The 16,237-nt window shown below is 45.1% G+C and carries 12 protein-coding genes and 1 pseudogene; all 13 read left to right on the top strand.

Annotated elements, in window-relative coordinates; all coding sequences use genetic code 11:
• The first annotated feature begins 22 nt into the window (after positions 1-22).
• Entirely contained in the window at positions 23-400 is a 378-nt protein-coding gene (locus tag HQM11_10565) for a hypothetical protein (protein ID MBF0351464.1), read from the top strand.
• Positions 401-1,108, top strand: a complete 708-nt coding sequence (locus HQM11_10560; protein MBF0351463.1) for a response regulator — start codon at positions 401-403, stop codon at positions 1,106-1,108.
• Between the two features lie 254 nt (positions 1,109-1,362).
• Positions 1,363-4,119: a response regulator gene (locus HQM11_10555; protein ID MBF0351462.1), complete on the top strand. Its 2,757-nt coding sequence runs from the start codon at positions 1,363-1,365 to the stop codon at positions 4,117-4,119.
• 551 nt (positions 4,120-4,670) lie between these two features.
• The gene (locus tag HQM11_10550) at positions 4,671-5,093 is read left to right on the top strand and encodes a phosphate ABC transporter substrate-binding protein (GenBank protein ID MBF0351461.1); all 423 of its coding nucleotides are present in this window, start codon (positions 4,671-4,673) and stop codon (positions 5,091-5,093) included.
• 105 nt (positions 5,094-5,198) lie between these two features.
• Positions 5,199-6,359, top strand: coding sequence for a hypothetical protein (locus tag HQM11_10545; GenBank protein MBF0351460.1), 1,161 nt, complete (start codon positions 5,199-5,201; stop codon positions 6,357-6,359).
• Positions 6,360-6,598: 239 nt separating this feature from the next.
• Positions 6,599-8,860 carry an Hpt domain-containing protein gene (locus HQM11_10540; protein ID MBF0351459.1) on the top strand — a complete coding sequence of 754 codons (2,262 nt, stop codon included), beginning with the start codon at positions 6,599-6,601 and terminating at the stop codon, positions 8,858-8,860.
• A gap of 38 nt (positions 8,861-8,898) precedes the next feature.
• Positions 8,899-9,873, top strand: a complete 975-nt coding sequence (locus tag HQM11_10535; GenBank protein ID MBF0351458.1) for a chemotaxis protein CheX — start codon at positions 8,899-8,901, stop codon at positions 9,871-9,873.
• 35 nt (positions 9,874-9,908) lie between these two features.
• Positions 9,909-10,274 carry a response regulator gene (locus tag HQM11_10530; GenBank protein ID MBF0351457.1) on the top strand — a complete coding sequence of 122 codons (366 nt, stop codon included), beginning with the start codon at positions 9,909-9,911 and terminating at the stop codon, positions 10,272-10,274.
• Between the two features lie 655 nt (positions 10,275-10,929).
• Positions 10,930-13,176: a response regulator gene (locus HQM11_10525; GenBank protein ID MBF0351456.1), complete on the top strand. Its 2,247-nt coding sequence runs from the start codon at positions 10,930-10,932 to the stop codon at positions 13,174-13,176.
• Positions 13,154-13,519: a response regulator gene (locus HQM11_10520; protein ID MBF0351455.1), complete on the top strand. Its 366-nt coding sequence runs from the start codon at positions 13,154-13,156 to the stop codon at positions 13,517-13,519. Before HQM11_10525 ends, HQM11_10520 begins: the two co-directional genes overlap by 23 nt.
• A 4-nt stretch (positions 13,520-13,523) precedes the next feature.
• On the top strand, positions 13,524-15,197 hold the full coding sequence (locus tag HQM11_10515) for a SpoIIE family protein phosphatase (protein MBF0351454.1): 1,674 nt from the start codon (positions 13,524-13,526) through the stop codon (positions 15,195-15,197).
• Positions 15,198-15,557: 360 nt separating this feature from the next.
• A pseudogene (locus HQM11_10510) lies at positions 15,558-15,659 on the top strand (hypothetical protein).
• Positions 15,660-15,712: 53 nt separating this feature from the next.
• Positions 15,713-16,237 (top strand): hypothetical protein, encoded by a 525-nt coding sequence (locus HQM11_10505; GenBank protein ID MBF0351453.1) that lies wholly within the window; start codon positions 15,713-15,715, stop codon positions 16,235-16,237.

Genomic DNA, 16,237 nt, shown 5'->3' with positions numbered 1-16,237 from the left:
CATTGCCTTTACCGAAGAACAGATGAAACTGATCAATATGATTGACAATTCAGTTCATCGGGGAAGCCATTTGACAAAAAAAATTATGGAATTCGGTAAAAAGAATTCAAATAAGAAACAACGGCTGAATCTTTCTGAGTTTCTGGTTCATGAATTGGACTTGCTCAAGAGTCTCATTCCCCAAAAGGTCGCTCACGGTTTGGAGATTCAACGGGAAAATATTTTGATTACGGCTGATCCGGGCACTATCTCTGAAATCATGCTGAATCTGTGCGTGAACTCGGTTCATGCCATGTTGCCCGGAGGCGGTCTGCTCACGATCAGTCTGCGATACGTCACTGAATGCGATGATCACGCCTGTGAAGCGTGCCCGTTGTATCGGGAGGCCAGCAGAAACTGAGTGAAACTGAGTGTCGCAGATACAGGCCGTGGTATTCATCAGGAGCACCTGAGCCATATTTTTGATCCGTTCTTCAGCACCAAAGGCGATGTCGGCGGCGGATTAGGCCTGACTACGGTTTACAGCCAGGTAGAGGAGCATCACGGCCGGATGCGAGTTCAGAGCGAAGTTGGAAAAGGAACAACCTTTGAACTGTTTTTTCCCGGAGCGGAAGCAATCACTGAAAACATTGACTCTTCCCGGAATCAGGTGATGTCCGCGATTGAGCTTTCCGTCCCATCGACCCCGGTGCTTCAGCCAACCGCTGAAATCCTGCCATGCGAAAAACCTTCCGCACCTGAAGACGCAAAACATATTCTTGTTGTTGAGGATGAACCCATGCTCAGGAATCTGTATCAGACCATCCTTGAAAAACAGGGCATTTCTTCAGATTTGGCGGAAGACGGTGAACAGGCATTGCTGATGTGGAAAACAAATCCCGCGAAATACGCGGTTGTTGTAACTGATTATTCCATGCCGAACATGAATGGCAGACATCTGGTTAAAAAACTGAGAGAAACCGCGCCGGAACTGCCTGTAATTATGACAACAGGCCATGGAGACGTGTTTACTCCGCAAGATCTTGAAAATTGGGGAATTCATCATTGCCTGGACAAACCTGTCAATTTCAGGGAATTGGTCGCTATCATCAAACAATTCCTGATCTGATTGTTTCACTTCATTTTCAGGTAGAACGCCTGCATCCATTGCATTCTGAAACATGTTTTGCTACAACCCTTCTCATATCTCCTTAATTCTTCTTTAGGGGTTTGGTCATAACTTGGGCCATGGGATCAACTACGAGAAATCCTTGAATTTTCAAGGGTTCAAAGATCTCTCACATTCGTTCGAGACGACAAAGTGGCAGAAAATGTGACCAATCCCCTTCTTTAAAATGCAATTCCTAAAATATTGGAGGCTTCTTGATAGCAGAACGTATCCGAACCATCACCGTAGCCATCACTATTGCCGCGGGAATCGGTTTGCTGGTGTTTTCCGCGTTCAGTCTGAAAACCGCCCTTGAAAACAGGGTTCGTCTGGAAAGTCTGACCACTCGACATTTTCCTGTGCTGGAAAAACTTGATGCCAGTCTGAATGGATTTAACCGGATTCGTGAACTGTTTATTCAGGCCTCGTCTTCCGCGGAAAAAGAGCTGCTGAGTGAGGCCGGAAAGTATTATGAAGACGCACTGCTACATCTGGAAAAACTCAAAATCATCGACCCGGACAAAACAGAGGATCTGCGACAGATTCAAGCCGGACTGGAGAGCTATTTCCAAAATGGATTGAAAATTGCCACAATGATTATCAACGGACAGACAGGAGAGCATGAAACACTGCAATTGATTGAAAGCTTATCCCAGGATCTCAAACCGTTGCAGGCCATGATGGATCAATTGCACGAAAGGAGTTATCAACGCTATTCAGAAACCATTCAGGAAGCGAGACGCAGCTCGGAAAGAATCGTGTATATGGGGATTCTCATGGGAAGTGTGAATCTGGGGTTTATCCTGATCCTGGTATTGGGCATCAGGGGTATTCAACGGATGGGCCGACAGATCCGTGAACAGAATCTCGAACTTCAGCGCATGGGAAAAATGAAAGAAGACTTTCTTGCGAAAACCTCCCATGAACTTCGCACGCCCCTCCATGGAATGATCGGTCTGGCCGAAGCCATCCTTGCGGACTTCCCCGCGGAAATTCCGGGAAAAAATCGGAAGCATCTCGAAATGATCATACTGAGTGGTCGAAAAATGTCTCGCTGGATCCATGAAATCCTTGATTTTTCCAAACTCGGACATCACGGCGCCCAACTGAACATCCATCCCGTTTCTCCTCTAAAGATCAGTGGTCTGTCCATAGAAATATGTTCACCGTTGGCAGCAAAAAAATCATTGACCGTGATTAATCGGATTCCTGAAAATTGTCCGCTGGTTGATGCGGATGAAGATCGGTTATTCCAGATTTTTTGTAATTTGCTGGGCAATGCGATTAAATATACGCACAAGGGCACAATCACGCTGACCGCGGAAAACCATGGCGATTTTCTGGAAGTATGTGTTCAGGATACCGGACCGGGGATTCCGGAAAACCAGATTCCCCTGATCTTTGAGGAATTTGCCCAGGGTTCCAGTAATATGGAAGGATCAGGCTTAGGTTTGTCCATTACCAGAAAACTGGTGGAAATGCACAAAGGCCGCATGAGAGTTGAATCTCAATTGGGACATGGCAGTCGTTTTTTCTTCACATTGCCTGTTTCGTCAGAAACCTCCCCGCGGTCCGCAGTGATCGATTCCAGTTTGATGTTGATGGAAGATAGACCCATCGAGATGGATATTCATGATTTTTGGGAAGCTGGTTCTCCGCATCTTCTGGTCGTTGATGATGATCCGGTGAATCTTGAAGTGCTGGTCAGTTTTCTGGCGAATCAATCTTTCTCGGTCACCACAGCCATGCATGGCCATGAAGTTCTGGATCTGCTGGAAAAAGAGCCACTGCCTGACATGATCCTGCTGGATGTGATGATGCCTGAAATGAACGGCTTTGAACTATGCCTGAAAATCAGGGAACACTGGACTGCGTTTGAATTGCCGATTCTTTTGCTGACTGCCAAAAGTCAGCCGGAGGATATTCTGCGGGGATTCAGAAATGGTGCCAATGACTACCTGAGCAAACCTGTGTATAAAGATGAACTGCTGGCAAGAATCGCTTCACAATTGAATATCCGACAGTCGTTATTGCGAAAAGAAGAAAACCTGAAACTTCAGCAGGAGATTCGCAAAAGACAAATGGCGGAAGAATATTTATCAACCTCCCAACGTAGAATGATGCGTATCCTTGATGCCACTGAATCAGCGATTCTGGCCTTCAATCCCAACGCCCGGATTCTTTTTGCCAACCAACAGGCGGAACGGTTATTCGGATACTTACAGGAAAAATTACTCGATCGATCCATCTTTGTTCTGTTTCCGGAATTGCCTACGGATTCCCTGGAACAGTGGAACACCGCATCGGTGTCCTTTTCACAGGGGAGTCTGGTGCTGCACAAACAGTTGGAACTCCAGGGACTTCACAAAACCGGAATCGCCATTTCTCTGAATGGAACTCTGCTGAAACTGAAAGGATCAGCGGATTTTATGTATGTCTTGAGCGTGAGTGTTTTTCCAGAGCGAGATCATGCGGTGACAGATCCTCTGGGATTCACACACCGGTATTTTTCTGAAGAATCTTCAGCAATATCTCCTGCAATGCAAAGTTTGATGGAAGGTGTATTAACGCATCATCCTGAATCCCTTCAGAGAGAAACCCGCCTGGTTCCCGCCAGCATGGATAGTGTTCCCACTCAGGATGAGGATTCAGAAAACAAACTGAAACGGGGACTGACAGTTCAGATCATGAATTTATCACTGAAACTCTGGGAAGAATGTACGGGGAAAACTAAAATCGAATTGGCAGAACAATCGGGAATATGGCGAGTTTACCTTGAAAAACAGGGGACCTTCCGGGTGAGAACCTTTGATAAATACCTGAGTCCGCAAACCCTGCCCCAAAATCCACGCTGGCGTGATGTCATGCAGACCGCCTATTTTGTGATGGAAAACTGTTCCTCAAAAAACGGGAACATGGCCGATCTTGACAAAATCCTCAAACAATTCAATGACCAGTTTTTAAAGGCGTGATTCGGCTTTCAGAACACCCGGTCCGTGTGAATCCGCCTCCTGATTGTATACTTGGGACGTGTGAAATCTGGAATTTAAAGAGTTGTGTCATACCGGACTTGATCCTGTATCCAGAGTCCACAGAGCGTCGCGTACCCATGGATTCCGTGTCAAGCACGGAATAACATTCTGTCTGGTTCCACCTTTCAACCGTTGTGAGTATACAAAGAATCTTCATTTCCTCGTGATCACTTCCAGAAACCCTCTAAAAAAAACCAGGGCGATCTCCGAAAATAAACATACCAGAATTGTTACCGTAACATATTATTTCGAGACGGTAGCATCGGGTTACGTCCCGATGCAAGTCCACGGTTTGTCGCCTTCCCCGGGACGTAACCCGTGGCTACCGTTCTCGGTATATTCTTTTCCGGTTTTCGCCCAAATTGACCAATGTTTTTTTAAAAATTAACCAATTTGACCAGAAAGGTTTTTGCTTTTTTTAGTTTGATTCTTCATATCCCAAACAAGTTCAGTGTTGTTCACATTTCATAAATTTTTATCAGGAGGAGAACATGAAGACAAAAATCAGGATAATACTCATGACGCTACTGTATGTCGGTCTGGTTTCAATAGCCTATGCGGATTTTGTGGTGATCGTCAATCCGGCAAATGCCGTCAACAGTCTGACTGTGGATGAAGTCAAAAATATTGTTTTGGGAAAACAGAAGCGCTACGCCAACGGCAACAGTGCTGAGGCACTGGACAACGCGTCACTCAAAGAACTGTTTTACAAGCAGGTCACTGAAAAAAATCTCAAGCAGGTTCGAGCTTATTGGGCCAGACTGATTTTTACAGGCAAAGGCAAGCCCCCACTGGAAGTTGAATCTGATGAGGAAGTCAAGAAGTGGATTATATCCAACAAGGATGGATTTGGTTACATCGACAGCAAACTGGTCGATGATTCTGTCAAGGTTGTACTCACTGTTACGGAATAGGGAGGAACCATGAATAAATCTGACCACAAAAATATTAGTTTCCAATTTTCTGTTCAATCTCCAACGTTCTCATTTCAAGGAGTACCCATGCTAAAAAGATTTTTAATGCTAATTATATTTTGTTTAAGCGGTTTATCCGTTCTGGCTCAAACGCCTAACATCCGTTTTAATGGATTTGCCACATTGGCTTATGTGCGTAGTGATTCAGAGGTGGATTATTACCGTGCGGAACCCATGAATGCCGGAATCAATGATCAGGGAAATATGGACCGCTATTCCAGATACGGTTTGCAATTGAATGTAGAAATGTCTCCACAGACTGATTTTACCATTCAGGTGACGGGACAGGGAGAACATGATTATCAGGATCGCTATCAACCTCACGTGGACTGGTTGTATGTCAGACGGCAGGTGACAGATAATTTTCAGATCAAACTGGGAAGATTGCGTATGCCTAACTTCCTGTATTCCGATACCATGCTGGTTGGTTATACCTATCCATGGCTGATGCCACCGGACGAAGCATATATGACAGTTCCCATCAGCAGTATTGAAGCCCTGGACTTGCTCTACACCATGCAGATCAAAGATTATACGTTTCAAATACAGGCAGGGGTAGGCACTGGCGAATCCTGGCATGAACAAAATCCATCCAATGGAATAAGTACCTCTATTGACTGGGGAAATATGAAGCAAAGTGAGTATTTTCAGTTTCAATTGAGTTCTGACTCACTGACGGCCAGATTGGGAATATCACATGTTCTATGGGATGAGGTCTATGTGAATGCCAACCCTGATGGATCTGATCTGCATTATCTCAAAGACGCTGCGGTAAATTTTAACAGTGAAGGGTTACGTTATGATGATCAGAATTTTATGTTTATTATGGAACGCACCCAGTTCACCGTTGATGAAACAAACCTCCAAAATTATTATGTGAATGTGGTTGGGGTTTACGCGACCGCGGGATATTACATCTCTCCTGAATGGCAGGCACATCTCACGTATTCCACCCAACAGAATTATGACATTTATATCAATGCTGTGGATAAAAACAAAACGTTCCTGATCAAACACCAGAACACCAAAATCCTTGGCGTTCGTCATGAACTGGATCAGGGGGTTTCCCTCAAACTCGAATATCGATCTGTCGAAGTTCCGGATGAAACAGCAGAGGCAACCGGGTTCGCGAACAGAGGTCATTTCCTTGGTGCGGTTGATGGCGCCGTGAATATGTATGGACTGGGCGTGGATGTCGTGTTTTGAGCAATCAGTTGATTGAACAAAAAATAAAATATCCCTGTTTGTTATAAATCAAATATTCCATAACAGACATGACAGTGCGTTACAAATTCATTGGCTCCGGTCGGTCTTCCCCCTCCTTTTCAGCCGGCTGGAGTCAATGATTTGATTTAAACATTGGATGCTCATTGGTTTTTGTGCGGAACATTCCCCCTTCCCGTCTGTCGCAAAGACCAATGACTTCCATTTTCAGGGGAGTTCCAATGCGTTCATTTTCCCAAATTCCTGTACAGCTCAGGATTATTCTCATGGTGTCCGCCGCCATTATCGGTTTTACGGGGTTCACCATTTACAGTTTCATGACGGCTGTGGAAAACAGAAACCGGATGGAAAGCGTGGTCAGCACCTATTTTCCTGTGCTTGAGCGGGTGGATGCCAATCTGGTGAGACTCAACAAAATTCAGGAACTGTTCATCCAGGCGGTTTCAGCGGCAGAAGAAGATCTGCTGGGTGAAGCACAGGCCGTTTATGACAAAAGCATCGAGATCTTTGACGAAATCAGCGGAATCGATCCGTCACTGACAGAAACAATCACGGATCTTATCCATGGAATGAATCAATATTTTGATCAGGGAAGTCAAATTTCCAGAGGTATTTTGAGTGGCGAAACGGAACCTGACGAGATGGCCGCCAATGTAGAAAAAATGTCCGCTGAACTTCTTCAATTTCAGAATCGGCTCAAGCGGTTCCGACAGGACAGTTATCTGCATTTTACGGACACGGTCGCCCGGGCCAATCATACAGCCGAGCAGATGACCTATTTCGGAATGGTGGTCGGTCTCATCAATCTGGCGTTCATCGGAATCCTCACCTATTTCATTCAAAATAATCTCAAAATGATGAGAATCATCCAGGAGCAGAATGAGCACCTGGAGCAGAAAGTTTGGGAACGCACATCTCAACTGCGCGCGAAAACCAACGATATTCTCAGCATTCTGGAAAATATTCCCGAAGGAGTGCTCACCGTTCTGGAAGATTTTACCATCCACCCCGAATATTCCAAACACCTTGAGGATATACTGGGAACCAACGACATCAGCGGTAAAAACATCATTGATCTGGTGTTTCATGATATTGGATCGGATGCCCGCAGTGGTTTGGACGCTTCCTTGGGGTCGATCCTCGGGCAGGATGTGATTTTTTTTGAGGCCAACAATCATTATCTGGCCAATGAGATTGAATTCAAGGCGTTTGATGGACGGAATAAAACACTGGAGCTTTCCTGGGCGCCGATCTGTAGTGAAGAAGAAACCGTCGAAAAACTGCTGATCTCCATTCGTGATGTGACGGAACTCAGGCAGTTGCAGGAAAGCGCACGGGAGCATAAGCGGGAATTGGAAATCATCGGGCAGATTCTTGCGGTTTCCGCTGAAAAATTCAGTGAATTCGTCAAGTCCGCCTATGAATTTCTGGAGGGCAACGAAAAGATCATTCAAGCCAATTATCATGATAAAAACGTGGATGTTCTCAGTGAATTGTTCCGCAACATGCACACGATCAAGGGCAATGCCCGGACTTATGGTTTTCTGCATCTGACCAATACCGTGCATGAAGCGGAAGAGAAGTATAATCATCTGAGAAATAATCCTGACGCGGAGTGGCAACCTGACGTTCTGCTGGCAGATTTGAAACTGGTCGGAACACTGATTGAGGAATATGACACGGTCAATTCCAAAAAACTGGGGCGCAAAGGCCCGGGCCGAATTGGGGATGACAAATTTCTGCTGGTTGAAAAAGGTCGTGTCGGGTCCGCATTGAACTATCTGTCCGAAATTGAAAATCTGAATGTCCAGCAGTTGAAGGATCACATTCTGGTCGCACGCTGTTTTCTGCAATCCATCGGGTCAGAATCACTCAGGGAAATTCTGTCAGGTGTTCTTGATTCCGCCAATAAAATGGCCGTTGAACTGGGTAAGCCCGAGCCAGTCATCACGATTGAAGACCAGAATATCTATATCAAAAACCCCGTGTATGGATTGATGCGCAACGCCTTCGGACATATTATCCGCAATTCTCTGGATCATGGTCTGGAACTTCCTGAAGAACGTTTGAATAAAGGGAAACCGGCGCAAGGAAATATTCTGGTAAAACTCACAACTGAGAATCGGCAGCTCAGAATTGTTTATACGGACGATGGACGTGGGCTGAATGTGGGGAAAATCAGGAAAAAAGCCATGAAAAATCAGTTGATCCATGACACCGATCAACTGTCGGACTATGATATTGCCCAGTTGATTTTTTCTTCAGGCTTGAGCACAGCGGAACAGGTCACCGAAATTTCCGGACGAGGCGTGGGGATGGATGCGGTAAAGAAATTCTTTGAAAAGGAAAAAGGTTCTGTAGAGGTGGAACTACTGCCGCCAACGCCAGCGCATGGTCAGGGATTTTACCCGTTCCAGATCGTTATGTCTCTGCCTTCATCATTTGCCATTGAGATGCCTTCCATTGGCCTGACGCAGGAATAATTTTACGCTGAACAAACCACATTATCTGGAGAGCAAGTATGGCTGTAGATGAAAATAACCTGCACAGCAAGGTTCTGATCCATGAAACAGATCCTGAAGCCCATGATACTCTGAAAAATTTTCTGGATGATCATCAGTTGATTGGTCTCAAACCTTCATCCATTCTGCAAAGTCTGCGTCTTAATCTGGATTTGAGCGCGGTTTTTTTGTGCATGGAAAATGACCAGTCAGGCACCCCCATAGAAACGGTGATACTGGAAATTTTCAATACTCGCCGTGAATTGCCGATTTTTCTGAGAGTCAGCAGTGATGAGGAACTGAAGGCGCTTCCCGAAGTCATCAGGCAGATGTGTACCGGAATTTATAAGCTACAGAACCTGTCTCAACTGGGTGAATGGATACAGATGTACATCTTCCACAGGGAATATCCCGGAAGTTTTATCCGTCATTTCATGCAACTGATTGATGATGCGCTGAAATCATGCTTTCCCGGAATGGAAGTATCCTGTGTCAAACCGGCTTATCTGGTACGTGACCGCCTCATTTACGGAGAAATTTTCAGCATCATTTCCCTGGAAGCATCCTGGTGCAGAGGCTACCTCATGGTGCAGACAGACTATCATCCGCTGCTCAATCTGATTGAAGCGGGAAAAACCATTCAACCTACGGACGATCTGACCCAATATAATGTCAATAGTCTGCTCAGTGAAGTCACTAATATGATCTGGGGAGGATTCCGTAGCAAATTTGCGGTTTCCGAAGAAAAGCCACAGGATTCGCATCAGGCTGAAGTTCCGATTGTCATCAATCACATCGGAAAATACATTTCTTTCGGATCGATCAAACCTCAGGTCTGTTTTCCCTATTCGATCAGAGATCCTGAAGGTCAACTTCCGGAAATCATTCTATATCAGAAACTTGTGTTCAATCTGGGCTGGATACCTGAAAAATTCAGAGAACCGCCTGAAGAACTGGATCAATTGCTGAGTGAATCTGCCATTGAGTTGTTCTAAAAGCATCCTTTCATCAATTCAAACAGGAGTAAATTATGGCGCAAATACTTGTTGTGGATGATTCTTCAGGCATCCGGAATCAGGTCAGTACCTTTCTGAAAGACAATGGTTACACCGTGAACACGGCGGAAGACGGAAGCGATGGTCTGAATAAAGTCAAGGCCGACCATTCGCTGAAGTTGCTCATTGTGGATGTCAATATGCCTGACATGGATGGTTTGACCATGGTGGAAAAAATCCGCGGTGAACTGCACAACGACACGGTCAATATCCTGATGCTCACGACTGAAAGTCAACCTGCCATGAAAGAACGTGCCAAACGTTCCGGTGTCAAGGGCTGGCTGGTCAAGCCGTTCAATGGCCCGGGAACACTGCCGATCGTTAAGAAACTGATAGGATAACCCCGTTGGGTGAACATCATAAGTACCCGACCATAAATCTTTAAGGGACATCAAAATACTGGACTTTGAACATTTCGAGGTGTCATCTCGAACGAAGGTGAGAGATCTTTCGTAATATCAAAGAGTTAAGATTTCTCCCTTCGGTCGAAACGACACACCGTGAGATCAATAATCTCAGTGGCTTATGAGAAAATGTTCAAAGTCCGGAAAAATAAATACCATACCAATTTTCAGGTATCCCGTCAAAGATACCATCCCGGAACGATTGGTAGAGCCGGGTTACGTCCCGACTCATTCCCGTGGACGTAACCCCGGGCTACCGTCAACGGTCCTCACGATCCTTTGGGATTTTATTTTTTTTGTGATCACTAACCATTTTTTCTGGTTCCCTACCTCTGGTGCAAGGCTGTTAAGTTAAGAAATTACCTGCAAGTAAATCCCACTTTTCAAAAGGGGGCATGGGGGGATTTAACACTCAGAATAACATCCCGCTACCCCCTTAAGTTGATGACATTGGGCCTGGGAATGTCGATTGTTAAAGAGGCTGTTCAATTTTCGGGAGGAACCATACAGGTCATCAGTAAAAAATCACATGGAACCAGTTTTGAAATTCTTCTGCCAGTGAACTCCCATGCATAACAGTTTTGAGAAATTGATGGAATCCGATCAAATATTGCCAATTTTTGAACCATTCTTTGGCGGCGGTTTGATGCTGGTTCATCATCCGGGACAACAGATTGAGACCAATCGTCAATGGCGGGAGTTATTTTGGTTTCAGGGAAATGATATATCAGAATGGCTACATTACATTGTTCCAGAGGACAGAGACCGTATTATTGAAGCCTGGAATCTGTTTCGTCAGGAAATTTCCATCACCGGAGATTCAGGAAAATTTCCTGAGTTCTGTTGTGAGTTCAGAATAGTTACCTTTGAAGAGGAGTGCCATGTTCTGTTGAAGGTCAGGTTTGTCAGAACAGAAAATCATGTTCTGGAAATGTATCAGGTCGATAAGTTGAACAAGACGCCCTTTGTCAGCTCCGGGAATAACCTGTTTCTCAGAAATTTTATCAATACCGCGCCGATGGCCATCTGCGCCCGTAGCAACACAGGAAAATTTATTCTGGCAAACCGGTTGTATCTGATCGAAATGGGGTTCAAACCCAATGAAAATATTCTGGGAAAAACCCTGTCACAGATTATTGAAGAGGGTAATGCCGCTCATCTGCTGGAAACAGAGGAAGACGATCAATGGGTTCTGGAGAAAAATGTGCCGTTGACCACAGAAACCATGATCCAGGATGAAGATGATGACATGGATTTGTTTGGAGACAACCGTGTGTTTTATATGAACCATCGCTTTCCGTTGTTTGGTCCTTCAGGGGAAACGTTGGGGGTGGGATTGATACGGACCAATGTGACCGAAGCCAAACTTCTTCAGGAAAAAACCGAGAATGAGTTGAAACAGGCAAGAATCAACGCTGAAAAAATCAGCGCGTCGAAAACATCCTTTCTTTCCAGTATGAGCCACGAAATCAGAACCCCCCTGAACGCGATCTCAGGTTTCTGCGGAATCATATTGGATCAGATGCAGGAAGTTGAGATACCGGCAGAGATGAAGCAGTATCTTCGAAATATCCATGGAGCAAGCCGAACTCTGGCGGAACTGGTCAACAATATTCTGGATCTGGCAAAAATCGAAGCAGGAAAAATGAGCATTTCGGAAGAAAATCTTAATCTCAAAGCCCTGATCCAGGGTATTTACCATATCAATAAATTCAAGGCTCTTGAAAAGCAGATCCTCTTCAGTTTCAGCTATAACGCCAGTTTGCCGGAAGTGATTTATTCTGACAGAACCAAAATCAATCAGATTCTGCTGAATCTGACCAGCAATGCCCTGAAATTTACACCACAGGGGAAGTCTGTCAGAATTGAAGTGCTTGCGGATGATGATTCTCACCTGCTCATTCAGGTTGCCGATGAAGGAATCGGGATTCCTGAAAATAGACTGGATGCCGTGTTCGGCGAGTTTGAACAGGCAAACACCTCGACGGCCCGAAATTATGGAGGAACAGGACTGGGGTTGGCCATCACCAAAAGAATGGTGGAACTCATGCAGGGAGAGATATCCATTCAGAGCACTGTGGGACAGGGGTCCCTATTTACCGTAAGACTGCCTTTGCGACATTCTGAAGGTACGGCTATAGCCATGGAACTTGAGACTAACCTTGTGAAATTCTCAGGAGAAAATCGGGTTTTACTGGTTGAAGACAACCCGTTGAATCAGGAAATGATGGTGGCGTTATTTAAAAACATGGGCATGGATCTGCATGTCTGCGGCAATGGACAGGAAGGCATACTGAAAACAGATGAATTGATGCCGGATCTGGTGCTGATGGATATTGATATGCCGGTGATGGATGGAATTACCGCAACCCTGAAGATCAGGGAAAAATATCAGGATCTGCCAATTATCGGAATCTCGGCCAATGCCTTTAAAAGTCAGAAGATGAATGCCCTGCGAGCCGGAATGAACGAATATCTGACTAAACCTGTTGATTCTCATCAATTGAGCTTGTTGTTAGGTCATTATTTAAAAATCGAAACAGATACGCCCCCCAAAAACCATCCTTGCGCATCTGAATCTGATAACGTAAGGATATTGAAAGAAATGGAGAAACTGGCGCAGGTTTCCATCTTTGAGACGGAGAAGCTCATGGATCAGATTCTGCTGATCACAGAACTTTGTGAGCCGGTGATTCAACAATTGAATCCTTTTCTGAAAAAGCTCGAGAAAGCGGCATTGGTTGCTAATGAGAGTTTGCTGGAAAAGGCATTGAATGAAATCAAACAACAGCTTATGAGGGGAAATGGGGGCGAATATGGCGGATATTCTGATAGTTGATGACTCCCGTGGTATAAGAACCGAGGTGCAGGGATTCCTGTCAAAACAGGGCTACAAGGTGATTACCGCGAATGATGGCAATGAGGGGATTCAGAAAATTCAATCTCATCCGGAACTCAAACTGGTCATCAGTGATGTTAATATGCCGGAACTGGATGGTATCTCCATGGTCGAAAAAATTCGTCTGGAGATGGAAAATCAACAGATTCAGATTCTGATGTTTACGACTGAAAATCACCCGGCGCTGAAGAAACGCGCGAAGGATTTAAAAGTGAATGGGTGGTTGGTCAAACCCTTTATCGGTGAAAAAATACTGCCGGTGGTTAAAAAACTGATTGGTTGAAACGATGTCTCAAATCCTGGTTGTTGATGATGATTTTCAGATATTCCAGCAGGTCAGGCTTCATTTGAGTCAGGCCGGACATCAACTGAGTTTTGTTTCAGTCGCTAAACATGTGTTCAACAGACTGGAAAAAGATCCATTCGATTTGATTCTGATGGATATCAACATGCCGGAAATGGACGGTATTACCCTTCTCAGGGAACTTCAGCGCAATCCTGATTTTTCCAGCATACCGGTCATCATGCTGACCGCGGAAATCAGTGATCTTCTGCTGGCGGAATGTTTCCGGTGGGGGGCTGTGGATTATGTGAACAAACCTGTTCGGGAACTGGTGCTTAAAGCAAGGGTGAACAGTGCGCTGGCCGCCAGACTGACCTTGAATGAACTGGAACGCCGTGTCGCCGAACGAACAGAAGATCTGCAATACAGAATTCAACTGGAAAGTATCGTCTCATCCATTTCAACTCAGTTCATCACCATTTCAACCCAGGAAATTGATGCGGCGATCAATCATTCTCTGGAAACACTGGCCCGGCATATTGGCGCATCCAGTTGTTTTTTTCTGAACCTGTTGCCCAATGGGGATCTCGCACAGCTTTATGAATGGCATGACACTGCCTTTGAACCCTTCTGCCAATGTGCTTTAAAATTAGGTGTCCGTGAATTTTTGATTAGAACGGAGTCACGCGAATCCTCAGAAAAACCTCTTTTTGAAGTCCCGCCTTCTGCCGGAAAACATATCCCACCGCAGAGTAATATTCTGACCATCCCCATCATTTATGAAGGTGAGGTCACTGGCTTTTTCGGTTGTGAGAACCCTCAGAAATTCACAACATGGAAAGATGAGGACATCCGGCAGTTTCATGTGATTGGATCTATCTTCGCAAGTGCTCTCCAAAGAAAACAGCATGAAAAAGATCTGTTGCTGATCAAGGAAAAGGAAGCAGAACTCAAAATGGCGGCGGCTCTGCAAATGGCATTGTTTCCCAAAAGTAATCCTGAAATTCCACGGGTACGCGTCGCGACATGGTTTCAGTCCGCGTCGGAAACCGGTGGTGACTGGTATGGCTTCATGACCAGTTTTGAGAATTATCTGTTTATCCTGATTGGCGATGTCACAGGGCATGGTGCGCCTGCGGCCATGGTGACAGCAACGGTCTGTTCCGCCTGCCGCACCCTGGAAAAAATATGGTCATCCCAAAATATTATCCCGACACCGGGAGCTTTGCTGGAGCAACTCAACTCAACAGTTTTTGAAAGTGGTTCGCCTGATTATCACATGACATTTCTGGCCGCCAGAATTCATCTGGATGACCTGCTACTGACAGTGAGCAACGCTGGACACAATTTCCCTGTCCTGATTCGTTCTTCAAACGAAATCAAACCTTTGGTCGGAACCAATTCTCCGTTGGGATATCAGGTTTTATACCAATTTTCTGAAACGACCTTTCAATTGCAACGGGGAGATAAACTTCTGTTTTATACCGATGGCCTCATTGAAAATCAGAATTCTCAAGGTGAGGAATGGGGAAATCGAAACCTCAAACGTTGCATGCGTGAAGGGGCGGCTTTAACAGTCGATGGGCTTGTAAACGGAATCGTTAAAAAACTTCAGGATTTTCTTGGAAATCAGCCATTGAATGACGACATCACCTTATCTGTTTGCGAACTTTTTTAAGTATCCGATCTTTAACCCTTTTCAGGGTTCCCTACCTCAGGTGCAAGACTGTTAAGGCGATCGCCGGAAATCGGGATAGGGAGGCCCTTGTGGGCTTTCCCTCCCACATCTCTTGGACAAATTTCCGGCATGGAAAAATACTTTTCGGCTAAGGTCTACTCAATGCCATCAAAGCCGCATTCCTGGAATTAAACCGGATGCAACCGGATGGAATACCTTCTATTGCAAGAACTGTTCACGTGACATGAATTAGTATTGCCCAATTATAGGAGTCTCAACGGAGAGACCCCCAACAAGTCGCTGATTGTGCCAAGATAAATCCGAAATTTTTGGAATGTGAGAAATCACATGAAATTGATTAATGTTACCCGGGAACATATCCGGCAGATTGAAGCAAAAGCGCTGAGTAAACTCAGTCATGCCTCTCGCAGTAAAATACTGTTGAGTTGTCTTGACAAATAACCCTCCAATTATGAAACTTCGGACTCTCACAACACGTATCACACGAGGGTCCCTTGAAACATCATCTGAATTCCATTTTTAGTTATATTTCATGGGCATGCTGGAGCATCATCACTGGTGGTTGCTTCCTCATTGCCGCCTTTCTTGCCCCACTCACATTTTTCAAATTACCCCTTCTGATTCCGGATTCTTCGCAGATTCATCACTATTCCACCATCCTGATGACGTCACTGTTCAGTGCGTTTGTTCCTGCCTGTTTGATCGCTTTTCTGATCAGCACCATGCTTGAACAAACGAATTTTCGAAATGATTTCCGGGATCATCGTGTCAAATTATTATGCAGGGAAACACTTCTGCTTGCGGGACTCATTATCTGGGGGGCGCTGGCACTGGTCGTTGTTCCTGAAATGTCGGAAATGGTCTTTGGCAAGGATTGGCAGAATCCTGCAACCAGAGTGTTATTCCGTGAGCAACATGTTTTAAGCACAAATCTGGTCAAGGCCGGACTTCTGATAACCCTGATCATTCCATGGGTGTCAAACCATTCCCATCTGTTAAATTCTGATTCACGTACCTGA

This window comes from SAR324 cluster bacterium (genome assembly GCA_015232315.1).
In the GTDB taxonomy this organism is placed as follows: Bacteria; SAR324; SAR324; order SAR324; family NAC60-12; genus JADFZZ01.
Note: the sequence above shows the minus strand (reverse complement) of the source record. Positions and strands in the feature narration are given on the sequence as shown.